This is a genomic window from Pseudomonas sp. Irchel s3a18, assembly GCF_900187535.1.
Lineage (GTDB): Bacteria > Pseudomonadota > Gammaproteobacteria > Pseudomonadales > Pseudomonadaceae > Aquipseudomonas.
Genome location: NZ_FYDV01000002.1, coordinates 70,195 through 94,177 on the forward strand (window position 1 = coordinate 70,195; position 23,983 = coordinate 94,177).

The window sequence follows — 23,983 nt, forward strand, 5'->3', positions numbered from 1 at the left end:
TTTAATCAGAAAACACGCGTTATCGTTAATGTCCATCGCGAGCACGCTCGCTCCTACAAAGGTCGACGTTCGCTTAACTGACTGGCATTAGCCCGAACGGGCCTCTTTTTCAGTGCAGCACGTACTTAGTCCGGCGTGCCGTCGACCACACCGGCGGTGTTATCGATCAGGCTCTTGGTCGCCGTTTGCAGGAACGCTTCCAGCTTTTGCTTCATCTGGGCAGTCGCCGGGGCATCCGGTACGACCTGGGCGCCAGGATTGGCTCCCAGCTGGTACTGGTACATCTTCGGCGCCATGTCTTTTTCCTTCGGCAGCACCAGCACCTGATCGACGGTGATGATCGCCGTGGTCTGTTCGCTGCCCGACGGCTTGATCACGCCAAAACCGGTGTCGCCTTCAGGCAGGTTCAGCAGGTCTCGTCCCCAGCACTGATGACGCACTTCGCCACCCAGGCGCCCCATGATGGTCGGCACGATGTCGACTTGAGTACCGACGGTGTGATCGAGCTTGCCGAACTTTTCCTGGATGCCGGGTGCAATCATCAGCATCGGCACGTTGAAACGCCCCAGGTCCATTTCGGTGATTTGACGCTCGTTGCCAAAGCCATGGTCGCCGACGATGACGAACAGGGTTTCCTTGAAGTACGGCTCTTTACGGGCCTTTTCAAAGAACTGACCCAGCGCCCAGTCGGAGTAGCGCATGGCAGTCAAGTGCTCGTTGAGATTGCCACGGCCCGTGACTTTCTCCACCGGCAACGGAGTCGGTAACGCGTACGGGGTGTGGTTGGACAGGGTTTGCAGCAACGCATAGAAGGGTTTGCCGCCTTCACGCGCCTTGAGTTCCACCAGGCCACGGTCGAACATGTCCTGGTCGGACACACCCCACGTCGGGTCGGAGAACACCGGGTCGATGAAGTCGTTACGACCGACAAAGTTGGTCATACCCTGGTTGCTGAAGAAGCCCGACTGGTTATCCCAGGCGAAATCACCGTTGTACACATAGACATCGTCGAACTTGCGCGCACTGAGCAACTGCGGCAGGCCGGACAGCTTGTGGCTGCCTTCCGGCGTCTGCATCAGGTATTCGAAGCCTGGCAGGTTCGGGAAGCAGGCCATGGTGGCGAACATACCCTGGTGGGTATGGGTACCGTTGGAGAAGAAGCGGTCGAACAGCAGGCCTTCCTCGGACAGCTTGTCCAGGTACGGCGTGATATTGCCAGGCGCGCCCAAGGCACCGACCGAGTGACCGGCCATGCTTTCCATCAGGATCACCACGACGTTCTTGATCGGCAGGGTCTTGTCGGCGGGCGGCATGAAGTCACGGCGCACAGCGGCGGTATCGGCATCCACCAGTTTCTCGTCCGGCATCACCAGCATGTCGCGGACAATCTCCTGGGCTTCAGGCTGTGGCAGGGTTGCCTTCCAGATGTTGTCGCGGTCTTCGGACATGCGGCTTTTCGCCGCCGCGACCAGTTGCAGCGTGCCGTTGAGGCCCAGCTGGTTGGCGAAGTTCGAGTCGGTGGTGTACACGTCACCCCAGCGCATTGGCGGGCCTTGACGCAGCGTGCCACGAGCGGCCGCAACGCAGATCAGCAGGCACACCATGAACACGGCAACGCGGGTGTACCACGGCGCCACCTGACGGGTGCTGACATTGCCACCGCTGAACGGGCCACGCGGACGGGTTGCACGGTCAGCGCCCTTGAACGCCAGGCTCAACAGCCAGGTGCCAATGACCCACGCCAGCAGGTAGCGCACCACCGGGAAGCCGTACCAGAGCATGCTCATGACGGTTTTCGGGTCTTCCTTCACATACTGGAAGACCAGGCCGTTGAGGCGCTGGTGGAACTCGCGGTAGAAATCCATCTCCATCAGGCCGAGGAACAGCGCGATGCTGGAGACAATCGTCAGCCATGAGCGGAACAGGCCACGGGCAGCCATCGCCCGGGCACTGAACAGCGACAGCAACAGCGGAATGCTGAGGTAGATCACCAGACGCAGGTCGAAACGCAGGCCGTTGGCGAAGGCTTCGAGAAAGGTCGAAGCCGGTGTATCCAGCATCATCTCCCGGTTGTAGACCAGCAGCGCAAGGCGCAGCAGGGAGAGCATCACCATCATGACCAGGGCGCAGAGCAGCGTATAAGCCAGATGGGATTTGACGGTCGGTTGCAGCAAGCGATTCGAGGCTCGCTGCTGACTCAGGGCGTCCGGGTTTGACATGTCGTTTCAGGACCCATTGGAGGTTGAAGTTACAAAAAAAGTAGTGGCGCCCAGCCCTCTCATTGCCATGCATTGCAGCAGATGGCCGGGACCTTGCGCGGAGTGCAGATGTTGCACGATCACCTACGGCTTTGCCATTTTTTACTGCCACACGCCCCAAAGTCCGGCCACGGAGGCTGTGAACCAAGGGCAAGCTGAGTAGTTGACGTGAAAGCGGTGCGGGCGAATTGTCTTGGAGCGATTGTGAAAATTTCGTGCAACGCATATCTGGAAACATAAAAAAGGACCGCAAGGTCCTTTTTCATCACTACCGCTTAGTCATTGCTTGGCTTGTTCACCGCTTGAAGCACGTATTGCGGCAAGGCGAACGCGCCAATGTGGATTTCCGGGTTGTAGTAACGGGTGACGATGCCACTGCCAGCGAAGCGCTGCTGCAGGGTTTCACGCGACAGTTTACGGTAGGCGGTGTTTTTCGCGCCCCAGGCAAAGGTCATGGCACCGCCGATGTAGGTCGGGACGGCCGCCTGATAAAAATGCCAGTCCGCAAACAGGCTACGCAGGCGACCGGCGGTGGTCTGGACTTCGCCCAGTTGCATGAACGGCGTGCCGTTCTGGGTCACCAGGATACCGCCGTCGTTCAGGCAACGGTGGCAGGCCTGGTAGAAGTTCTCCGAAAACAGGACTTCGCCTGGACCGATCGGGTCGGTGGAGTCGGAGATGATCACGTCGAACTTTTCCTGGGTGGTGGCCACAAAACGCATGCCGTCATCGATCACCAGGTTCAAGCGCGGGTCATCGTAGGCACCCTTGGAGTGGTTCGGCAGGAACTCCTTGCACATGTCGACCACCATGCCGTCGATTTCGACCATGGTGATGTGCTCGACGCTGCGGTGCTTGGCCACTTCACGCAGCATGCCACCGTCGCCACCGCCAATGATCAGCACGCGCTTGGCAGTGCCGTGGGCGAGGATCGGTACGTGGGTGAGCATCTCGTGGTAGATGAATTCGTCGGCTTCGGTGGTCTGGATCACACCGTCCAGCGCCATGACCCGGCCCATGCGCGGGTTTTCGAAAATGACCAGGTGCTGGTGTTCGGTACGCACTTCGTGCAGCAGCTTGTCCATGCGAAAACGCTGGCCATAGCCTTCGTAGAGGGTTTCCAGGTAGTCGTTGGTCGTGTTGGTGCTCATGGGAAGTCCCCCGGTGAATGCTGGTGGCAACGGACGGTTACCCGCCCATGATGGCCAATCGATCGGCTCGATTGACCAGCAAAGGCGCGCATTCTACGACGCAGAACATGACAGGTCGAACCTTAGTCAGGCAGAAGATATTTCCAAGGCTCTCGCAGGGAGAATGTGCCGGCCTTGCGGGCACTGTCAGATCCGCACGTTGCCTCTTGGCCCCGCGATAGCCCAGATGATCAGGCCCAGCACCGGCAGGACCAGAATCACCACGACCCAGATGATTTTCGTCCCGGTCCCGACGCTGCTTTTAAACACGTTGAGGATCGCCCAGATGTCCAGCGCAAGGATAATCAGGCCAACCAGGCTATTGAAGGTAGAACCCATGGTGTCGCTCCCGAAAGAAGGCATTCCCTCTCAGGATAGCCGGGTCCTGCAAGGGCTCCGTTTTATTGCGCGTTAAACGTGGACAGCCACTTTCAACGCTTCCAGGGACGGCGCAGCGCTGATACCAGCCTCGGCACACAACTCCAGTACCCGCTCCACGTCTTTGCCGAAGACCAGCACCGCCTGGATCTCGTCATCGAGCGGCTGACTGAGGTTCACCAGGGTGTAGCCGCCGTTTTCCGGGTTCATGCTGCCCATCTGTATCTGGATACGGTTGAGCGCCGTCAGCGCTTCGGTCTTGGCCAGTTGCTTGGGCTTGATGTTGAACGCCACATCCGGGCCGAACGAGGCGACGATCTGGGCGAACAAGTCCATGTAGGTGTCGGCCTGAAACAACACGGTCTCCGGCAAGCTGCCCACCACCACCCACTCACCCAACGGAATCGGGAAAGTGTCGTCGTAGTTGATATCCGGATTGGCCGCCAGAAAGGCGTCTGGATCGGCGTAGGCCTGGGTGGCTTCGTCGGCGATTTGCACAATCTCCACCTCGCTCATGCAGCCGGAGCTGATTTTGCTGATGAGTTCGATGAGTGCGGCTTTCATGGCGGATCCTGTAGCGAAGGGAATGTCAGGGCGCGAAGGATAACGCATTCGACGGCAGATGCCGAAGCTGCAGGAACTGGCTTGGCAGTTCCCACAGGCTGCCCGTTACGCTCGAATCAATCTTCAGCCCAGCAGTTTCTGCAACTGCGCCGTGGTATCGGTCGCGCCCATGGTTCTGGCCGCTTCCAGTGCCGTGATGCCGTTGGCGTCCTTGGCCTTGGGGTCGGCCCCCTGGCTGATCAGGTAATCGACGATGGCCGAGCGGTTGAACATCGCCGCCATCATCAACGCCGTGCGCCCGTCAAAGGACGAACCCTCTACCTCGGCACCGCCTTCGACCAGCACCTTGACCGTGTCCAGGTCGCCCTTGAAGGCAGCCCCGGCAATCGGGCTTTGGCCATTGTCGTTACGAATTTCCGGATCGGCCTTGTGTTCCAGCAACACTTTCACGGCATCGACATGACCGTGATAGGCCGCCAGCATCAGCAAGGTGTCACCCTTGTGGTTGCGCAGATTCGGTGGCAGGCCCTTGCTCAGCAGTGCGGCGAGCATCGCCGCGTCGCCGTCTCGGGCTTTGTTGAATACCTGTTCGGCAAACTCCGCGGCTTCTTCCGGGGTCATCTGGCGGGATTTGTCTGACATTGAGGGCTCCACATTCGGTCAATCGCAAAGCCGCTAGTGTCCTCAAGCGGCCTTGCACCTGTCACCCCTTTTTTCTCTCCTGCGGCCATAGCCAGAATCAATAACGAAACTTGCCGTCATGGATATCCGCCAACACCTGTTCGGTGACTTGCACGTAGGTGTCAGAGCCCGGTAACCAGGCATAGACCGGATCGTCGCCGGTTTTTCCCGGATCGAAGGCTTCGTCCTTGAGGCGGGTCTTCTGGTACTTGAAGGTCCCGGTGGTTTCCATTTTCACTTTCACCCGCAAAAACAACGGCACGGCATACGCCGGCATTTGCGCCCGGGCAAAACTCAGCAACTCGCCAAAATCCAGGGTGGCCAGGGATTCGGCCGGCGTGATGGCCGCCATGCCGGCCCGACCGTTGGTGTTGTGGATTTCTACGCCGTAGGCCACTGCCTCGGCAATATGCGGATGCTGCAGCAGGATGTTCTCGACCTCGGTGGTCGAGACGTTCTCACCCTTCCAACGGTAGGTATCGCCAAGACGGTCGACGAACTGGGCATGGCCGAAGCCGATGTTCCTGAGCAAGTCACCGGTATTGAAGTAGCGGTCGCCTTTTTCAAACACATCATGGAGCACGACCTTCGCGGTTTTCTGCGGGTCGGTGTAGCCGTCCAGCGGCGCCTTGTCATCGATCCTTGCCAGCAACAGGCCTTCCTGCCCCTTACCGACCTTCTGCATGAAGCCCTTGCTGTTGCGGATCGGCGCGCAACTGTCGTGGGCGTATTCGACCAACTCCCAGGACATCAACGAGAAACCGATGGTGTTGTCAAAGTTCAGAATGTTGGTGAAACCGATGTTGCCGTCACTGGCGGCATACAGTTCACATATGTGGTTGATCCCGAAGCGCTGCTTGAACTCGCTCCAGACGCCGGGGCGCAGGCCGTTGCCGACCATCTTGACCACCGGGTTGTCACGGTCGTCGGCGCTGGCCGGTTGATCAATCAGATAACGGCACAACTCACCGACGTAACCGATGGTGGTCGCCCGGTATTTACGCACATCGTTCCAGAACTGACTGGCGCTGAATTTGCGCCGAATGGCAAAGCCCGACGCGCCATTGATCGCCGAGCCCCAGCACACGCAAAGCCCCGTGGCGTGGTACAGCGGCAAGGTGCAATAGACGATGTCCCCGGGGCCCATGTCCAGCGCGATCATGCCGAAGCTGGCGGACGAGCGCATCCAGCGACCGTGCTTGAACACGCCGGCCTTGGGCAACCCGGTCGTGCCGGAAGTGTAGATATAGAAGCAAGGGTCGTCGAGGTACACCTGTTGGCTGCTGAGCGAGTTTTCGCTTGAACCGTCGGCACTGACGCGCATCAAGTTGATGAAGCCGGCTGGCGCCTGTCCGGGGTCCCGGGACGTATCCTGGTCAGCCACCCACCAGGTCCTGGCGGCCTCGATCGACACCCGATCACGAATCGCCGAATAGGCCTCGACCAGTTCCTCGCCCACCACGATGGCCACCGGGTTGACCAGATTCACACTGTGCACCAGCGCCTGCTGGGTTTGCGAGGTATTGAGCATGGCACTGATGGCGCCGAGCTTGGCGACGGCCAGTACCGTGACCAGCAGTTCCGGACGGTTCTCGATGAAGATCCCGACCACATCGCCCTTGCCGATACCCTGGGCATGCAAGTGATGGGCGATCCGGTTGGCCCACTGGTTGGCTTGGGCATAACTGAGGCTGACCGTGCCATGCAGCAACGCCGGCCCCTCGGGGTTGCGCTGCGTCGCCTGCTCAAAGGTAAACGCCAGGCCGCAGGGCTGGTCCGGCTGTTTGACGTTGGCGACTTTGAGCCCCTTGACCACCCGTGGCAGGGCTTTGACGATGGACGGCAACTTACGGAGCATCATGCCCCAGGTAATCATGTCCTTGTGCGTGCTGCTCATGGTTGCTCCCGTATGACCCACTGCGTCGGGCCTGTTTTGTTATTGTCGGGCGAACATGCATGACGGGGTGTTCGGGGCAACTTCATCCCGGTATGAGAAACGACAGGAAAACCCTCGGACGCCTGGCTGCAGGCCAAAAAGTACGCCAGCGGTTCTGTCGCTGTACACGCGGTTTTTGAAATGTTTTGTATCCGAGAGAGTGTTACCGGCAATCACGCGAGAATGAATGACAGCGCCCGCCGCGCTCCGCGCAAAATGCAGGATGCACGATGGCCACTCATGCAAAATGCACGAATGCAAAAACAAGCCAATTGATTAACTTATTGATTTATAAGAATTTAATTAAAACTGAATGCTGGCACAATCAGTGCACCTATCACTCCACATGGCCCTTCATGCACACACGGAGCTGATAGACATGGACCTGATCCAAGAGAAGTTTTCCTCACTGTTCTCCCACTTCGCCGTCACGACGCAGGAGCGTCCCGACGGCGGCATTTTGCTGACCTTGCGCAGCAGCGACGGCAGAGAGTTCAAGCGTTCGATTTCCTATGCGCAGTTGCATGCCGGCGATCAACTGTCCTGGGCGATCAGCGCCATACGGCGCGACCTGGCCGAACAGGCCAGCGAACTGCCGCAGATTTCCATGCTGCAGAGCCAGCAGCGCTTCGCCTTGCCGACCTATTACTCGGCCTGAGCAGTACCGCTTCCCGTTGGGTGGCCAGGCGTTGCGCCTGGCCGCCCTTTTTACGTCACAGGTGCGCCGGATCGATCTGGGCAAAGGTCGTGACGCTCACATGCCCCGCCAGCTCACCCCCTTCGCGCACCAGGCCGCGGGTGGCCATGCCGGCCTCGCGGGCGGCGTCGAGTTCCTGCACGATGTCGGACAGGAACAGGATCTGCGCCGCTTCACAACCGATGGCCTGGGCAATGCGCTGGTAGGACTGCGCTTCACGCTTGGGGCCGGACGTGGTGTCGAAGTAACCGCTGAACAGCGGTGTCAGGTCGCCCGCCTCCGAGCAACCGAAGATCAGCTTCTGCGCCTGGATCGATCCCGAGGAATAAACAAACAGTTGATACCCCGCATCGTGCCAGCGTTTCAGCGCATCAACGGCGTCCGGGTACACATGCCCCTTCAACTGCCCGGCCTGGTAACCCTGCTCCCAGACCATGCCTTGCAATGCCTTGAGCGGCGTGGCCTTGCGGTCTTCGGCGATCCAGCCCAACAGAATCTCGATGACTCGCTCCACATCGGCATCGGGCTCGGCACTGTCCTGGCGCACCGCGTCCAGCTGGAGGGCCACGTCCGCGCGTTGCGCCTGCTGGCGGACAAACGCCGGCAGGTGCTGGGCGGCATAGGGGAACAACACATCGAACACAAAACTCACCGCGCTGGTGGTGCCTTCGATGTCAGTCAGAATAGCTTTGATGGTCATGCGCTCAATCCTCCAGGCGCGGGAAGCGGCCGGCAATGTCGTCGCCGGTGAAGTTGGCCACCCAGCCTTCGGGATTGTTGAACAGGCGGATCGCCACGAAGTGCGGGTGCTCGCCCATGTCGAACCAGTGCCGGGTGCCGGCCGGAACCGAGATCAGGTCGTTTTTCTCGCACAGCACCGCGTACACGTAGTCATCGATGTGCAGGGTGAACAGGCCACGCCCGGCCACGAAAAACCGCACTTCGTCTTCACCATGCCGATGCTCTTCAAGGAACTTGGCCCGCAGTTCGGCTTTTTGCGGGTGATCACTGTTCAGGCTGATCACGTCGACGGTGACGTAGCCGCCCTCGGTCATCAGTTGGTCGATCTGCACCTGGTAGGCCGCAATCACCTCTTCCTGGCTGGCGCCGGGCTGGATCTTCGCCGCCGCTTGCCAACGGTCGAAGCGCACACCCTGTTCAGCCAGGGTCGAGGCAATGTCGTCAAAGTGGGTCAAGACCTTGTTTGGCAGGTCCGGGCTTGAGACGTGGTAAACAGACAGGCTGCTCATGCTGGCGATTCCTCGTTAGCGGCGCTGCCGTCCGTTTTTCTACAGACCGGTTGGGCAGCGCGGTTCATCAGGCGGTGGGCGACTTCAATGAAGTCAGCCTTGACGGTGGGTCAGCGAGCGCACTTTCAACTCGCACTCGAACAGAAATTCAAAAGCCTCGATCTGGCGCAAGGCATCGCTCATGCCCGCACCCCAGGTATAGAGGCCATGACCGCGAATCAGGTAGCCGACGCACTCCGGGTGAGCGTCCAGCCAAGGCTGCACCTTGGCGGCCAGGCGGGCAATGTCCTGATCGTTGTCAAAGATCGGCACCCGCACGCGCGACTCGTGGGTTGAAACGCCGCTGAAGGCTTTTTGCAGTTCGTAGTCTTCAAACTCGATGTAGTCCTGGGGCGTCAGGCGCGACAGCACCGTGGCGTTCACCGAGTGGGTGTGCAGCACCGCGCCGATCTCCGGGCGCCAGCTGTACAGCTGAGTGTGCAGCAGGGTTTCGGCGGACGGCTTCTTGCCCGGCTCCAGGCTGTTGCCTGCCAGATCGGTGGCCAGCACGTCATCCAGGCCCAGTTGGCCTTTATGCTTGCCGGAAACGGTCAACAGCGCTTGGCTGGCCGACAGCCGCGTCGAGTAGTTGCTGCTGGTGGCCGGCGACCAGCCGCGGCCATAGAGAAAACGCCCGGCGTCGATGATTTGCTGGGCGAGGTGTTCACGGGTAAGGCTCATGGCCTGTCCTCTTGCATACGTGTGGCAATGATAACGGCTGCAGCCAGAGCTGCGAGACTGGCAATACTAAAGGTCAAGGTGGCGCCCAGGGCGTTCCAGCTGTAACCGGAATACAACGCACCCAATGCACCGCCGATGCCGGCCAGTGCCGCGTACAACGCCTGGCCCTGCCCTTGCTGGCGGGCACCGAAGCTACGTTGCACGAAATGGATGGCAGCGGCGTGAAAGCTGCCGAAGGTCGCCGCGTGCAGTATTTGCGCGAACAGCAGCACCCACAAAAATTCCGCGAATGAGCCCAGCAACAACCAGCGCAAGGCCGCCAGCAGGAAACTCGCCATCAGCACCCGGCGCACCGAGAACCGCGCCAGGATCCGGCTCATGAACAAGAACACCAAGACTTCGGCCACTACGCCCAGGGCCCAGAGCAGACCGATCACACCGCGGCTATAGCCCAGATGTTCCAGGTGCAGGGTCAGGAAAGTGTAATAGGGCCCGTGGCTCATCTGCATCAGTGCCACGCACCCGTAAAACGCCAGCACGCCGGGGCTGCCCAATTGCTTGAGGAAGCCCTCCCCGGCCGGGCGATTGCCTTGCGCCGGCTGCGCGTTCGGCACCCACAGGCTGCTAACGACGATCCCGGCCATGATCAGCACCAGCGCCACCGGGTAGATGTCCAGGCTCAGCCATTGGAACAGCCGCCCCAACGCCACCACGGTGATGATGAAGCCGATCGAGCCCCACAAACGGATCTGACTGTAGCGTGCGGCCTGGCCCTGCAAATGTGCCAGGGTGATGACTTCGAACTGCGGCAACACCGCGTGCCAGAAAAACGCATGCAGGGCCATGACCATCGCCAGCCAAGCGTAGCTTTTGCTGATGAAGATCAGCGAGAACGTCAGCAGCGTACAGACCGCACCGAAGCGCACGATGGCCAGGCGCCGGCCGGTGTAGTCACCGAGCCAGCCCCAGATATTGGGCGCGACGCAGCGCATGAGCATCGGAATCGCCACCAGTTCGCCAATGCGCGCAGCGGAAAAACCCAGGTGATCGAAATACAGCGCCAGGAACGGCGCGGTCGAACCGAGCAAGGCGAAATAGAACAGATAAAAGCTGGAGAGCCGCCAGTACGGGAGTGCCGCCACGGCCATCAGACCGCAGCGACGTCAGGGCATGGCTTCACAGCTGGCCCAGCACCGGAGTGCTGACGCGCACGTCGGCGTTTTGCCCGCGATGGCGCAGCAAGTGGTCCATCAGCACGATCGCCATCATGGCCTCGGCAATGGGGGTAGCACGAATGCCGACGCACGGGTCATGACGGCCCTTGGTGATGACCTCCACCGGGTTGCCGTGGATATCGATCGAACGGCCCGGCGTGGTGATGCTCGACGTGGGCTTGAGGGCCAGGTGCGCAACGATCGGCTGGCCGGACGAAATGCCGCCCAGGATGCCGCCGGCGTTGTTGCTGAGGAAGCCTTCAGGGGTCATCTCGTCGCGGTGCTCGGTGCCGCGCTGGGCCACGCTGGCGAAACCGGCGCCGATTTCCACACCCTTGACCGCGTTGATGCTCATCAGCGCGTGAGCCAGTTCGGCATCGAGACGGTCGAAGATCGGCTCGCCCAGACCCGGCTTCACGCCTTCGGCCACCACGGTAATCTTCGCGCCGACTGAATCCTGGTCGCGACGCAGTTGATCCATGTACGCCTCAAGCTCGGGCACTTTGTCCGGATCCGGGCTGAAAAACGCATTCTGCTCGACCGAGTCCCAGGTCTTGAACGGGATTTCGATCGGACCCAACTGGCTCATGTAGCCACGGATCACGATGCCTTGGGTGGCCAGGTATTTCTTGGCAATCGCCCCGGCGGCCACGCGCATGGCGGTTTCGCGGGCGGAACTGCGGCCGCCGCCGCGATAGTCGCGCTCGCCGTATTTGTGGTGGTAGGTGTAGTCGGCGTGGGCCGGGCGGAACAGGTCCTTGATCGCCGAGTAGTCCTTGGACTTCTGGTCGGTGTTGCGGATCAACAGGCCAATGGAGCACCCGGTGGTGCGACCTTCGAACACGCCAGAGAGGATTTCGACTTCGTCGGCTTCCTGACGCTGGGTGGTGTGGCGGCTGGTGCCCGGCTTGCGCCGGTCCAGGTCGCGCTGCAGGTCATCCAGGGACAACTCAAGGCCCGGCGGGCAGCCGTCGACAATGGCGACCAACGCCGGACCATGGCTTTCGCCCGCGGTGGTGACAGTGAACAGCTTGCCGTAGGTATTGCCGGACATGCAGGGCGCTCCGTGAAATCGCTGAACTAAGTGCGCGCCAGTATACGCAGGCTCACCAAGTAGTTCATCCTCGAACCTTATCGGTGCCCGTGAGTCCAACCGACACCTTGTGAATGATGGCGAGATAATGCTTCGAGTAATAGCCTTGAGCCTTACCCTGTTTACCGGCCTGCTTTCCAGTGTGGTCCAGGCCACCGTCCTGCAACGCCCCATCAGCCTGGAGACCGGCAACGGCGAGCTGTTCGGCTCGATGTTGCTGCCAAAATCCGACGCCCCGGTGCCGGTGGTACTGATCATTTCCGGGTCAGGCCCGACGGATCGCAATGGCAACAACCCGGAGGGTGGCAAAAACGACAGCCTCAAGCGCCTGGCCTGGGTGCTGGCCAAACACAACATCGCCAGCGTGCGCTACGACAAGCGTGGCGTGGCGGCGAGCCTGGCGGCCACCCCGGACGAACGCGACCTGACCCTTGAGGCCTACGTGGCGGACGCCGTGGCCTGGGGCCAGAAACTCAAGACCGACCCGCGCCTGGGGCCGTTGATCCTGCTGGGGCACAGCGAAGGTGCGCTGATTGCCACGCTCGCCGCGCCACAGGTGGATGCCGCCGGGCTGATCTCCGTGGCCGGCAGTGCCAGACCGGTGGACCAGATCCTGCGCCAGCAATTGAGTTACCGCTTGCCCCCGCAGTTGATGCTGCGCAGTAACGAACTGCTGGACAGCCTCAAGGCCGGACAGGTGGATGACAATGTCCCGTCCGCCTTGCAAGTGATCTTCCGCCCCAGCGTGCAACCGTACCTGATCACCCTGTTTCGCCAGGACCCGGCCGCCGCCTTCGCCAGGCTGAAAATGCCGGCACTGATTATCCAGGGCAGCCACGACATCCAGGTGAGTGTCAGTGATGCGCAGATGCTCAAGGCTGCCAAGCCCGACGCTCAGTTGGCGGTGATCGAGGGCATGAACCATGTGATGCGCATCGTGCCCATCGACGTCAAGCGGCAAGTGGCCTCCTACAAGGACCCGCAACTGCCCCTGGCCGCCGAACTTGGCTCACGCATTCTCAGCTTTATTGACGGACTTCGTCCCAGTTAAGCCGGTTTTACCCTCCAGTCCTGGAAAAAGCGGCCGATAAGCCGATGTCGACCGTTGATGAACGGTCGACAAGCAGCGCTTGGACAGGACCTCACCGCTATGACTGATACCCAGAATTCACCCGACACCGCGCCAGCAGCAACGGCCACAGAAGCGGTTGAGCTGCCGTGGCCGGACGTCCAGCCCGAGCACCACAGAATGCTGCGCCTGGCGCCGCTGAAAACCGACCGGGCGACCGGCGGGCGGCCATTGCGCTTTGTGGAATTCGGCTACGCCGAGCGCAACAACCACGAACGCAGCCTGCTGCGCATGAGCATCGCCCTGCCCGGCCAGCGGGTGCGCAAAGAGCAGAACCACCTGGATGTCTGGGTTGATCACGAGGCCCGACGCGTGCACTTCGAGCCGGCCAGCGGTCTGCAGATCGAGCCGATGAATCGCGGCATTGGCCGCTTCCTGGCCGCGCAGGGCATCACCTGGGCAAAGAAGAAATGGTCGAGCTACACCTTTGACGGCGTCGACCTGAACAACAAGGACGCCCTCAACGAAGACACCCGCCTGCGCCGCGATCACTTCCTGCGGGTGCATGGTTTTGATGTGGTCTACGCCGATGCCCAGCATTTGAAAGGCAGTGTCAAAGCCGGCAAGGTCGGCGACCTGCTAGCCGACTGGAACACCGAAAAGCTGCAGTTCGTGGAAATCCTCGAAGCCGCGCAGATGCTGCAGCAAGCCGAGCAGAATCTGGCCGAACAGGAAGTCAAACTGCAAAAGCAGGAAGAGAAAGTCAGCCAGTACAAACGCGAAGACACTGGACTGCGCTTCACCATCACCTGTCTGGTGGCGTTTTCGGTGTTCCAGGCGGGATTGCTGATCTGGATTGCTACGCACCGCTAAACCAGCAGTAACGAGCATTCCCACGCCGGGGTGTGGGAATGCTCAGGCGTCAGACGCGGGCAGCAAACAACGCCTGATGCTCACGGCATTGCTCGGCGCTGAGCATGAACACGCCATGACCGCCTCGTTCGAAGTCCAGCCAGGCGAAGTCGACTTCCGGGTACAACGCCTCGACATGCACCTGGCTGTTGCCCACTTCAACGATCAACAAGCCTTTCTCGGTCAAGTGATCGGCCGCCTCGGCCAGCATCCGCCGAACCAGGTTCAAGCCATCGTCGCCGCAAGCCAGGCCCAGTTCTGGCTCGTGCTGGTACTCGTCCGGCATGTCGGCAAAGTCTTCGGCGTCCACGTAGGGCGGGTTGGACACGATCAGGTCGAAACGCTGCCCTGGCAAACCGTCGAAGCCATCGCCCTGAACGGTGTACACCCGCTCATCGACGCCATGGCGCTCAATGTTTTGATTAGCCACTTCCAGCGCTTCGAACGACAGGTCCGCCAGCACCACTTCGGCCTTCGGGAACTCGTAGGCGCAGGCAATGCCGATGCAGCCGGAACCGGTGCACAGGTCGAGAATGCGCGCCGGTTCAGTGCCCAGCCACGGCGTGAAGCGGTTTTCGATCAGCTCGCCAATCGGCGAACGCGGGATCAAGACACGCTCGTCGACGATGAACGACATGCCACAGAACCAGGCTTCACCCAACAGGTAGGCGGTCGGGATGCGCTCGTCGATACGCCGCTTGAGCAACCGTTGCAGATTGACCAGTTCGTCTTCTTCGAGCGCACAGTCCAGATAGCTGTCGGCGATTTCCCAGGGCAGGTGCAACGCGCCCAGCACCAGCTGTCGGGCTTCGTCCCAGGCGTTGTCGGTCCCATGGCCGAAAAACAGATCCTCCCCATGAAAACGACTGACAGCCCAACGAATATGGTCGCGCAACGTGCGCAGACGGGAAGTGATCACGGGGTAGACTCCTGAAAAAACGACTGGCGATTCTACCAGTCTTGACCGGCACCGACGATGCAAGAAAGCTAATGACTCGGAAGTAGGATTAATCCATCTTTTCAGCTTTTGTATTGAACATCCGCCCGGCTCTTGAGAGTCTGCAGGCCAGCAACGACGGGGCCTACGATGGTAGCGGTTCACATAACTGCTCAGCCAGAGGACAATGGCGCAAAAGCCCCACTCGAAGGAGCCCCCGAATGTCCGTTCCAAAGACGATGTTTCAACTCAGCGGTCGTGGTTACGCGCCAGCCAACCTGGCCCACGCGACGCTGGTGATCATCGATGCCCAGAAAGAATACCTCAGCGGCCCGTTGGCCCTGTCCGGCATGGATGCTGCCGTCGACAACATCAAGCAGCTGCTTGCGGCCGCCCGCTCCGCCGCTCGGCCGATCGTGCATGTCCGTCACCTGGGCACCGTCGGTGGCCTGTTCGACCCGCAGGGCGAACGCGGTGAATTCATTCCCGGGCTGGAACCCCTGGCCGACGAAACCATCATCGGCAAACTGCTGCCGAGCGCGTTCCACGGCACGCCGCTGGAAAAACGCCTGCAAGACCTTGGTTCACTGGACCTGATCGTGTGCGGTTTCATGAGCCACTCCAGCGTCAGCACCACCGTGCGCGCCGCCAAGAACCTGGGCTTTCGCTGCACCTTGGTCGAAGATGCCTGCGCCACCCGGGACCTGCCTTTCAAAGGCGGCGTGCTGAGTGCCGAGCACGTGCAGCAGACCGAAATGGCGATCATGGCTGACAACTTCGCCACCCTGGCGCTGACCAAAGACCTGATCTGATCGCCCTGGACTGAGCGGCCCTTTGCGCCGCTCATCCGCAAAGGTCTCTCATTCCCTATAATTGAATTAGCCTCAGGAACCACCCGGTCATCTCCCGGTCGAAGGGCCGATACCCATTGAGGAAGATCGGAATGAAGATATCCGATGGATTTGACGCTCGCCGCTTGCGACCCAAGGGTCCGCGCAATTGGCGCTTTCGCATCGCCGCAGCCTGCTCTGCCCTGCTCGCCGCGTTCGGCGTGCTGCTGGCGATGGCCGGTGCCGCCAGCCTGTTGGGCCGCCCGCCCGCTCTGGGTGAACTGAACGCCAGCCCGGTGGGCGCGGCGGTGATTCTCGGACTGGGCCTGTTCCTGCTCTATGCAGGCGTTGCACTGTGGCGTCGCTGCCGGCGCCGGATGCGTCAACCCAGCGGGCTGAACATGGCGCCGCACTTGATGAAAAAGCATGACTGAGTCGCACCGACTTAGTCGCGCCGACTGCGTTTTGACGCACCCGATTCACCTCGACTTGGGTAAACTGGCCGCCCTTCGCGGAGGCTGACATGCAAGACGACGATTTTTCCCTGTTCAAAAGCGCGATCCAAGGCGTCAAGCCGATCAAGCACGATCGCGCCGAAACCGGCAAACCCAAGGCTGACCGTGCGCAGATCGCCAAGCTGCGCCAGGCGGCGACCATCCGTACCGACGTTGCCGCGGTAGACGGCCTGTCCGACCAGTTCGTGATCGACGTCGGCCCGGAAGACGAGTTGATGTGGGCGCGTGACGGTGTGCAGGAAAGCCAGATGCGCAAGCTCAAGATCGGGCAGATCCCGTTCGAAGGCAGCCTCGACCTGCACGGCATGAACGTCGAAAAGGCCCGCGAAACACTCTGGGCCTTTCTCGCCGAAGCGACAAAATTCGAAATCCGCTGCGTGCGCGTGACCCACGGCAAGGCTGTACGCCTGGACGGCAAACGGCCGATGATCAAAAGTCACGTCAACACCTGGCTGCGCCAGCATCCGCAGGTGCTTGGCTTCACCTCCTGTCAGGCCCGACACGGTGGCGCCGGAGCGGTTTATGTGATGCTCAAACGCACCATGATGGAAGGTCGCGACGAGTAAAGCTGACGCGTCGCGCTTGCAGCGCCGTGCCTGCCACCGTACCCTTGCCCTTTGCGTAAAATCCCACAGGTAGTTTCATGTCCCTGGAACAGAATTACACGGCGATCCTCGGCCAGCTTGGCGAAGACGTCTCCCGCGAAGGTCTGCTCGACACGCCAAAGCGTGCCGCCAAAGCCATGCAGTACCTTTGCCGCGGTTATGAACAATCGCTTGAAGAAGTCACCAACGGTGCCTTGTTCAGCTCCGACAACAGCGAAATGGTGCTGGTCAAGGACATCGAGCTCTACTCGTTGTGCGAACACCACCTGCTGCCTTTCATCGGCAAGGCGCATGTCGCTTACATTCCGAGTGGCAAGGTGCTGGGCCTGTCGAAAGTCGCGCGGATCGTCGATATGTACGCCCGCCGGCTGCAGATCCAGGAAAATCTCAGCCGCCAGATCGCCGATGCGGTCCAGCAGGTCACTGGTGCCCTGGGCGTTGCCGTCGTAATCGAAGCCAAGCACATGTGCATGATGATGCGCGGTGTGGAGAAACAGAACTCGACGATGATCACCTCGGTGATGCTCGGTGAGTTCCGCGAAAACGCGGCCACCCGCAGCGAGTTTCTCAGCCTGATCAAGTAACGCGCAGCACGAAGAAAACCGGCATTCATCGCCGGTTTTTTTTCGCCTGCGAAAAATCAGGTAAGCTGCGCGCCTTTCTACTTCACCCCGTGAGGCTTGTCCCGTGTTAGTCAAAGCGCTTCGTGTCGGCCTCGGCCAGCTGATCATCTTCATCGATTTCATCACCCGCCCAAGCAAGAAGCAGCGCCCGGCTGCCGCTCAGGCCCAGGTCGAGCAGGCCTCCAAAGGCCTGACCCTGTATCAGTTCCACGCCTGCCCGTTCTGCGTGAAAACCCGCCGCACCCTGCGCCGCCTGAATGTGCCGGTGGCCCTGCGTGATGCGAAGAACAACGAACAGGATCGCCAGACCCTGCTGGATCAAGGCGGCAAGATCAAGGTGCCGTGCCTGCATATCGAAGAAAATGGCCAGACCACCTGGATGTATGAGTCCAAGGTGATCATCGAGTATCTGGACAAGCGATTTGCGGCAGCCTGATATTACTGTGCTGCACTGACGTCTGCGGGAATCGGCCGGACGGCCCGGACACCGCACATTTCAGACAACGATAAACCGGCCCTTTGGCCGGTTTATTCGTTTCTGCCCTCCCCTCAGGCCGCCTGCGCAGCCTGGACCTGGCGCCGGGGAAAACGCCAGCATCGAAAGACGGAGCATTTCTGACACCTGTTCTGGCGCTTTCGCGGGCACCGAAGCGCCGCCCGCCCCCACGGCAAACACGTCTAGACCGGCGATATATCCCTATTGCCGATCTTTTCGTCGACAAAATCAAAAACATTATTTGCTTTCTTTGTATACAAAAGCATAATTCGCTTCGTGCGAGTTCCTGACCGAATAGTCAACAAATTCGCAAGTGCCTCAAAGAGCCGCTGCCCTCCTTGCGTGTCCGGCTCTGGAAATAACAATAAAACTCTTGAGGAGTACTCGCTGTGGAAAGCCGCAAATCCGAAGCATCGACGCTGGATCTCTCGCCGCCTTTACGCACTGGCTGGCTGGAGCGCCTGTTTAAACTCAGCTTGCATGGCACCACGGTGAAGACCGAGCTGATTGCAGGTCTTACTACCTTCATCACCATGGCCTACATCATTTTCGTCAACCCCAACATCATGGCCGATGCCGGGATTGACCACGGCGCGGCCTTCGTCGCGACCTGTATCGCCGCGGCACTCGGTTGCCTGTTGATGGGCCTGTACGCCAACTGGCCGGTCGGCCTGGCACCGGGCATGGGCTTGAACGCATTCTTCACCTACACCGTGGTCGGCACCATGGGCTACAACTGGGAAACCGCACTGGGCGCAGTGTTCGTGTCCGGTGTGTTGTTCATGATTCTGACGTTCTCCCGGATCCGTGAATGGCTGCTCAATAGCATTCCGGTGAGCCTGCGCTTCGCCATGGGTGCCGGTGTGGGCCTGTTTCTGGGGCTGATCGGTTTGAAAACCGCCGGCATCGTTGTCGACAGCCCGGCGACCTTGATCAAACTCGGTTCCCTGCGCGAGCCTGGCCCGCTGCTCGCGGCGATCTGCTTCCTGATGATCGCCGTGCTGAGCTACCACCGTGTATTCGGTGCAATCCTCATCAGTATCATCACTGTGACCCTGGCCGGCTGGGGCCTGGGCCTGGTGCATTACGAAGGGATCATGTCCGCTCCACCCAGCCTGGCCCCGACCTGGATGGCCATGAACGTTGCCGGCGTGTTCAACGTCAGCATGATCAGCGTGGTGCTGGCGTTCCTCTTCGTGCACATGTTCGACACGGCCGGTACCTTGATGGGCGTCGCCCAGCGCGCCAATCTGGTCGGTGAAGACGGCAAGATCGAAAACCTCTCCCGTGCCATGAAAGCCGACAGCGCTTCCAGCGTATTTGGCGCGGTGGTCGGTGTGCCGCCAGTCACCAGCTATGTAGAAAGCGCCGCGGGTGTGGCCGCGGGTGGTCGGACAGGTCTTACCGCGGTAACCGTTGGCGTGCTATTTATTGCGGCGATGTTCTTCGCACCGCTGGCAGGGATGATTCCCGCCTACGCCACCGCTGGCGCACTGATTTATGTGGCGATGCTGATGATGGGCGGCATGGAGCACATCAAATGGAGCGATGCCACCGACAGCATTCCAGCGATCGTCACCGCAATCATGATGCCGCTGACCTTTTCGGTAGCCGATGGTATCGCCCTGGGCTTTATCACCTACGTGGTGCTCAAGGCCGGTACCGGTAAACACAAGGAAATCTCGGTCAGCCTGTGGGTCCTGTGCGCGATCTTCATTGCCAAGTTCATTTTCTTGTAGGTAGGACGCACTGTCGGCTGCGGCGAAACGCCCGCAGCCTGGTGCTTTAAACGCCTCACCCGGTCGGGTGGGGCTTTTGCATAAATGGAGGAAAGTAATGAGTCTGGAAACCTGGCTGCTGTTCAGTGGCGCTGCCCTGGTGGTCATCCTGATCCCGGGCCCCTTGTCGTTGCTGATGATCAGCAACAGCTTGAATTACGGCTTGCGCCGTTCCTACCCGGCGTTTCTCGGCGGGGTGTTCGCCTCGATCTGCCTGTTGAGCGCATCGGCGCTGGGCCTCGGCGCCCTGCTGCTGGCGTCGGAGCAGCTGTTCAGCGCCCTGAAGATTGTCGGTGCGCTGTACCTGTTCTACCTCGCCTGGCAGAGCTGGCAGCAATCACGGCAACCGGCTCACGCCACTGAAGTCCCGCAAGCGGCAGCGGTTCCGCGTTTTCGGGCGCTGTTCGGACGCGCGTTTGTACTGGGCGCGAGCAATCCGAAGGACATCCTGTTTTTTGCCGCCTTCCTGCCGCAGTTCCTCACGGCGCAACAACCCTTCCTACCGCAATTGCTGATCATGATCCTTACCTGGACCCTGCTCGACCTGTGCTGCAAGCTGGCCTACGGTCTCGGTGCCCACGGCGCGGCGCGCTACCTGCGAAGCGGCAAGGGCCAGAGCTGGTTCAACCGGGTCAGTGCCGGGTTGTTCAGCGGAGCGGGTACTGCATCGCTGTTGAGCCGCTAAGAGCATCGTTGGCAAGCCAACGCCTACAGGACCCGTGCAATACCTGTAGAGCTGGCTTGCCAGCAAAAGCGACGGTCCAGGCACTACATTTCCACAGACGAAAAAAAGCCCGCAGTGTGAGCGGGCGAAAGACCAAAGAAGCTTTTTGCGCAGATTCTTGGGGGAGATCTAGCTTCCTCTGTAGGTCGAATAGCTATACGGCGAGATCAGCAACGGCACATGGTAGTGATCCTGCTCTGCCGAGATGCCGAAGCGCAGCACCACCACATCCAGAAACGCTGGTTCCGGCAGTTGCACACCGCGAGCGCGGTAGTAGTCGCCGGCATGAAACTGCAGCTGATAGACCCCGGAGCGGTAGTCATCGCCTTGCAACAAAGGCGCATCGCAACGGCCGTCGCTGTTGGTCAGTGCGCTGGCGACCAATTCCAGCTGCGAACCTTCAACGCGGTACAACTCGACCTTGATCGAGCTGCCCGGGCAACCGTGTGCTGCGTCCAAAACGTGTGTAGTCAAACGTCCCATTGATTCTGCGCGCCTGCCTGCGTGCACAGCAGCCAGGCTCCGCGCCTCCCGGAGTCAGTTAAAAAGGAGACCGCACCCTTTCGGAGCACCGAAAGCGGCGGCGAGCGACTGATTAAGACACTTTTCAAAAAAATTGTACACAATAAAAACGACATTTTTCTACGCGCCCCGACCAACCGGGCTTTCATACCAATCATCCGCTAAACCATGCGCTGCAACGACCCCTCATCTAATAGCTGACCACTCAGGCAGGTTTATTGCAGTACCACCTGAAGATGACAGTTGGTGAAAAATGCAAAAATTCAGGCTTACAAAGCGCACATAAAGTTGTATACAATCAATCCATCGCTGTGACGCCAGCCTGTCACCTCACCACCAGGCCGCCACACCACCCTTATCGCGAATAAGCAAACTCGAACAAGAAGGAAGACTGCAGTGAGCGCTGATTACCCACGCGACCTGATCGGTTACGGCAGTAACCCTCCCCATCCACACTGGCCGGGCAATGCCCGCATCGCCCTGTCCTTCGTGCTCAACTACGAGGAAGGTGGCGAGCGCAACATCCTGCACGGTGACAAGGAGTCGGAAGCCTTCCTCTCGGAAATGGTCTCGGCGCAACCGCTGCAAGGCGCGCGCAACATGAGCATGGAATCCTTGTACGAGTATGGCAGCCGTGCCGGCGTCTGGCGGATCCTGAAACTGTTCAAGGAATTCGACATCCCCCTGACCGTCTTCGCCGTGGCCATGGCCGCCCAGCGCCACCCGGACGTGATCCGCGCCATGGTCGAGGCCGGTCACGAAATCTGCAGCCACGGTTACCGCTGGATCGACTACCAGTACATGGACGAAGCGCAAGAGCGCGAGCACATGCTCGAAGCCATCCGCATCCTCACCGAAATCACCGGCGAGCGTCCGCTGGGCTGGTACACCGGTCGCACGGGCCCCAACACCCGCAAGCTGGTGATGGAAGAAGGCGGTTTCCTCTACGACTGCGACACCTACGACGACGACCTGCCCTACTGGGAACCGAACAACCCGACCGGCAAGCCGCATCTGGTGATCCCGTACACTCTGGACACCAACGACATGCGCTTTACCCAGGTCCAGGGTTTCAACAAGGGCGACGACTTCTTCGAGTACCTCAAGGACGCCTTCGACGTGCTGTACGCCGAAGGTGCCGAGGCCCCGAAGATGATCTCGATCGGCCTGCATTGCCGCCTGATCGGCCGTCCGGCGCGTCTGGCCTCGCTCAAGCGCTTTATCGAATACGCTAAAAGCCATGAACAGGTGTGGTTCAGCCGTCGCGTTGACATCGCTCGTCACTGGCAAGCAACCCACCCGTACCAAGGGCCTGCAGAATGAGCCACTTCCAAACCCTGAAGCCATCGACCCTGGGCCGCGACGCGTTCGTCAACGCCTTCGCCGATATCTATGAACACTCGCCATGGGTCGCCGAAAAGACCTTCGACCTGGGCCAAGAGGCCTCGATCGACGAGATCGAAACCTTGCACCAGCGCATGAGCGACATCCTGTTGAGCGCCGATCATGACCGCCAGTTGGCCCTGATCAACGCTCACCCGGACCTGGCCGGCAAAGCCGCCGTCCAGGGTCAACTGACCGAAGCCAGCACCAATGAACAAGCCGGCGCCGGTATTCACCAATGCACGGCCGAAGAGTTTTCTCGCTTCACCGAGCTGAACGACGCCTATAAAGCCAAGTTCAAGTTTCCCTTCATCATGGCGGTAAAAGGCAGCAACCGGCATCAGATCCTCGCAGCGTTCGAAACGCGTATCCACAACCCGGTCGACACCGAGTTCAAATGCGCGCTGGCAGAGATCAACAAGATCGCCCTGTTCCGATTACTGACCCTATAGCAAGCCTGGCCCTGCGATTTCATGAACGCCGAAATCAACCAGAGCCTCGCAAGCATCCCAAGCCACTTATTTAAAGGCAGACAAGAAGAATGAAAGCTTACGCCGTACCTTTCGAGAAGTTCGTCAACCTGGCCGACGCCCGCCTGGGCACCAAAATCATCTCGGTCACCGATGACTGGTTTGCAGACGCCAATCGCCTGTTCCAACCGACCCCGGCCGTGTGGAAGGAGGGCGTGTTCGATGACAACGGCAAGTGGATGGACGGCTGGGAGTCGCGCCGCAAGCGCTTCGAAGGCTACGACAGCGCGGTGATCCGCCTGGGCGTACCGGGCTCGATCAAGGGCGTGGACATCGACACTTCATTCTTCACCGGCAACTTCCCGCCATCTGCCTCCCTGGAAGCCTGCTTCCTGGCGAGCGGCGAGCCAAACGAAAACACCCAGTGGGTTGAAGTGCTGTCGGCCGTCGAGTTGCAAGGCAACAGCCACCACTACCACGAAATCAACAACGACCAGGCGTTCAGCCACCTGCGTTTCAACATCTACCCGGACGGTGGCGTAGCCCGTCTGCGCGTGTATGGCGTTCCGTTCCGCGACTGGTCGGCAGTGGGCGATAACGAACAGGTTGACCTGGCTGCCGCCCTGAACGGTGGTCGCGCCCTGGCCTGCTCCGATGAACACTTCGGCCGCATGAGCAACATCCTCAACCCGGGCCGTGGCATCAACATGGGCGATGGCTGGGAAACCGCCCGTCGTCGCACCCCGGGCAATGACTGGGTCATCGTCGCGCTGGGCCATCCGGGCGAGATCGAAAAAATCGTCGTCGACACCCTGCACTTCAAGGGCAACTACCCGGACACCTGCTCGATCCAGGGCGCGTTCGTCAAGGGCGGCACCGACAGCCAGATCGAAACCCAGTCGCTGTTCTGGCGTGAACTGCTGCCAAGCCAGAAGCTGGAAATGCACGCCGAACACACCTTCGCCGAGCAGATCAAGGCCCTGGGCCCGATCACCCACATCCGCCTGAACGTGTTCCCGGACGGTGGTGTGAGCCGCCTGCGGGTATTGGGCAAGGTCGCCAAGTAATGCTGAGCCTGTAGGAGCGAGCTTGCTCGCGAAAAACCCAAGGACACCGCGTTCATCCTGGATGCACGCGT

The 23,983-nt window shown here is 60.3% G+C and carries 26 protein-coding genes; 13 read left to right on the plus strand and 13 right to left on the minus strand.

The window, feature by feature from the left end:
• Positions 1–125: 125 nt before the first annotated feature.
• The 6 genes from CKW29_RS03405 to CKW29_RS03430 all read right to left on the minus strand — a co-directional run bounded on the left by CKW29_RS03405 (position 126) and on the right by CKW29_RS03430 (position 6,968).
• Positions 126–2,219, minus strand: coding sequence for an LTA synthase family protein (locus tag CKW29_RS03405; protein WP_095143941.1), 2,094 nt, complete (start codon positions 2,217–2,219; stop codon positions 126–128).
• A 314-nt stretch (positions 2,220–2,533) separates the two neighbouring features.
• A complete protein-coding gene (speE, locus tag CKW29_RS03410; protein ID WP_095143942.1) occupies positions 2,534–3,409 on the minus strand; it encodes a polyamine aminopropyltransferase in 876 nt (291 codons plus the stop codon).
• 186 nt (positions 3,410–3,595) lie between these two features.
• Entirely contained in the window at positions 3,596–3,787 is a 192-nt protein-coding gene (locus CKW29_RS03415) for a PLDc N-terminal domain-containing protein (protein ID WP_095143943.1), read from the minus strand.
• A 72-nt stretch (positions 3,788–3,859) separates the two neighbouring features.
• Positions 3,860–4,390, minus strand: a complete 531-nt coding sequence (locus tag CKW29_RS03420; RefSeq protein WP_095143944.1) for a hypothetical protein — start codon at positions 4,388–4,390, stop codon at positions 3,860–3,862.
• A 123-nt stretch (positions 4,391–4,513) separates the two neighbouring features.
• Entirely contained in the window at positions 4,514–5,032 is a 519-nt protein-coding gene (locus tag CKW29_RS03425; RefSeq protein ID WP_095143945.1) for an ankyrin repeat domain-containing protein, read from the minus strand.
• Between the two features lie 97 nt (positions 5,033–5,129).
• A complete protein-coding gene (locus tag CKW29_RS03430; protein WP_095143946.1) occupies positions 5,130–6,968 on the minus strand; it encodes a long-chain-acyl-CoA synthetase in 1,839 nt (612 codons plus the stop codon).
• Positions 6,969–7,386: 418 nt separating this feature from the next.
• On the opposite strand from CKW29_RS03430, the gene CKW29_RS03435 reads away from it, so the two are divergent.
• Positions 7,387–7,665, plus strand: a complete 279-nt coding sequence (locus tag CKW29_RS03435) for a DUF3509 domain-containing protein (protein ID WP_095143947.1) — start codon at positions 7,387–7,389, stop codon at positions 7,663–7,665.
• A gap of 55 nt (positions 7,666–7,720) precedes the next feature.
• On the opposite strand, the gene mtnC is transcribed toward CKW29_RS03435, so the two are convergent.
• The 5 genes from mtnC to aroC all read right to left on the minus strand — a co-directional run bounded on the left by mtnC (position 7,721) and on the right by aroC (position 11,942).
• Positions 7,721–8,404, minus strand: a complete 684-nt coding sequence (gene mtnC, locus CKW29_RS03440) for an acireductone synthase (RefSeq protein ID WP_095078338.1) — start codon at positions 8,402–8,404, stop codon at positions 7,721–7,723.
• Positions 8,405–8,408: 4 nt separating this feature from the next.
• The gene (locus CKW29_RS03445) at positions 8,409–8,954 is read right to left on the minus strand and encodes an acireductone dioxygenase (protein WP_095143948.1); all 546 of its coding nucleotides are present in this window, start codon (positions 8,952–8,954) and stop codon (positions 8,409–8,411) included.
• Positions 8,955–9,047: 93 nt separating this feature from the next.
• Positions 9,048–9,674 (minus strand): methylthioribulose 1-phosphate dehydratase, encoded by a 627-nt coding sequence (locus CKW29_RS03450; protein WP_095143949.1) that lies wholly within the window; start codon positions 9,672–9,674, stop codon positions 9,048–9,050.
• Positions 9,671–10,822 (minus strand): MFS transporter, encoded by a 1,152-nt coding sequence (locus CKW29_RS03455; protein WP_177452387.1) that lies wholly within the window; start codon positions 10,820–10,822, stop codon positions 9,671–9,673. Before CKW29_RS03455 ends, CKW29_RS03450 begins: the two co-directional genes overlap by 4 nt.
• Before the next feature lie 28 nt (positions 10,823–10,850).
• Complete coding sequence (aroC, locus tag CKW29_RS03460; protein ID WP_095143950.1) at positions 10,851–11,942, minus strand: chorismate synthase; 1,092 nt, start codon at positions 11,940–11,942, stop codon at positions 10,851–10,853.
• Between the two features lie 79 nt (positions 11,943–12,021).
• Between aroC and CKW29_RS03465 the strand changes: the two genes are divergently transcribed.
• The gene (locus tag CKW29_RS03465; protein ID WP_176465280.1) at positions 12,022–13,032 is read left to right on the plus strand and encodes an alpha/beta hydrolase; all 1,011 of its coding nucleotides are present in this window, start codon (positions 12,022–12,024) and stop codon (positions 13,030–13,032) included.
• Positions 13,033–13,131: 99 nt separating this feature from the next.
• Positions 13,132–13,923, plus strand: coding sequence for a hypothetical protein (locus CKW29_RS03470; RefSeq protein WP_095143951.1), 792 nt, complete (start codon positions 13,132–13,134; stop codon positions 13,921–13,923).
• A gap of 49 nt (positions 13,924–13,972) precedes the next feature.
• Here CKW29_RS03470 and prmB read toward each other — a convergent pair whose 3' ends face one another.
• Positions 13,973–14,881, minus strand: a complete 909-nt coding sequence (gene prmB / locus CKW29_RS03475) for a 50S ribosomal protein L3 N(5)-glutamine methyltransferase (RefSeq protein WP_095143952.1) — start codon at positions 14,879–14,881, stop codon at positions 13,973–13,975.
• A 239-nt stretch (positions 14,882–15,120) separates the two neighbouring features.
• Between prmB and CKW29_RS03480 the strand changes: the two genes are divergently transcribed.
• The 7 genes from CKW29_RS03480 to CKW29_RS03510 all read left to right on the plus strand — a co-directional run bounded on the left by CKW29_RS03480 (position 15,121) and on the right by CKW29_RS03510 (position 20,431).
• Positions 15,121–15,711 carry a cysteine hydrolase family protein gene (locus CKW29_RS03480; protein WP_095143953.1) on the plus strand — a complete coding sequence of 197 codons (591 nt, stop codon included), beginning with the start codon at positions 15,121–15,123 and terminating at the stop codon, positions 15,709–15,711.
• Positions 15,712–15,842: 131 nt separating this feature from the next.
• Positions 15,843–16,163: a hypothetical protein gene (locus tag CKW29_RS03485; RefSeq protein WP_095143954.1), complete on the plus strand. Its 321-nt coding sequence runs from the start codon at positions 15,843–15,845 to the stop codon at positions 16,161–16,163.
• 89 nt (positions 16,164–16,252) lie between these two features.
• Entirely contained in the window at positions 16,253–16,810 is a 558-nt protein-coding gene (locus CKW29_RS03490; protein WP_095078347.1) for a Smr/MutS family protein, read from the plus strand.
• Between the two features lie 77 nt (positions 16,811–16,887).
• Positions 16,888–17,433: a GTP cyclohydrolase I FolE gene (gene folE, locus CKW29_RS03495; RefSeq protein ID WP_095078348.1), complete on the plus strand. Its 546-nt coding sequence runs from the start codon at positions 16,888–16,890 to the stop codon at positions 17,431–17,433.
• Positions 17,434–17,536: 103 nt separating this feature from the next.
• Positions 17,537–17,908 (plus strand): glutathione S-transferase N-terminal domain-containing protein, encoded by a 372-nt coding sequence (locus CKW29_RS03500; RefSeq protein ID WP_095147950.1) that lies wholly within the window; start codon positions 17,537–17,539, stop codon positions 17,906–17,908.
• 449 nt (positions 17,909–18,357) lie between these two features.
• A complete protein-coding gene (locus CKW29_RS03505) occupies positions 18,358–19,707 on the plus strand; it encodes an NCS2 family permease (protein WP_095078350.1) in 1,350 nt (449 codons plus the stop codon).
• Positions 19,708–19,804: 97 nt separating this feature from the next.
• Positions 19,805–20,431: a LysE family translocator gene (locus tag CKW29_RS03510; RefSeq protein WP_095143976.1), complete on the plus strand. Its 627-nt coding sequence runs from the start codon at positions 19,805–19,807 to the stop codon at positions 20,429–20,431.
• Positions 20,432–20,599: 168 nt separating this feature from the next.
• On the opposite strand, the gene uraH is transcribed toward CKW29_RS03510, so the two are convergent.
• Positions 20,600–20,953, minus strand: coding sequence for a hydroxyisourate hydrolase (gene uraH / locus CKW29_RS03515; protein ID WP_095078352.1), 354 nt, complete (start codon positions 20,951–20,953; stop codon positions 20,600–20,602).
• Between the two features lie 435 nt (positions 20,954–21,388).
• On the opposite strand from uraH, the gene puuE reads away from it, so the two are divergent.
• The 3 genes from puuE to alc all read left to right on the plus strand — a co-directional run bounded on the left by puuE (position 21,389) and on the right by alc (position 23,912).
• Complete coding sequence (gene puuE / locus CKW29_RS03520) at positions 21,389–22,315, plus strand: allantoinase PuuE (RefSeq protein ID WP_095147951.1); 927 nt, start codon at positions 21,389–21,391, stop codon at positions 22,313–22,315.
• A complete protein-coding gene (gene uraD / locus CKW29_RS03525) occupies positions 22,312–22,827 on the plus strand; it encodes a 2-oxo-4-hydroxy-4-carboxy-5-ureidoimidazoline decarboxylase (protein ID WP_095147952.1) in 516 nt (171 codons plus the stop codon). Before puuE ends, uraD begins: the two co-directional genes overlap by 4 nt.
• A gap of 89 nt (positions 22,828–22,916) precedes the next feature.
• Complete coding sequence (gene alc, locus CKW29_RS03530) at positions 22,917–23,912, plus strand: allantoicase (RefSeq protein ID WP_095143979.1); 996 nt, start codon at positions 22,917–22,919, stop codon at positions 23,910–23,912.
• Positions 23,913–23,983 lie beyond the last annotated feature (71 nt).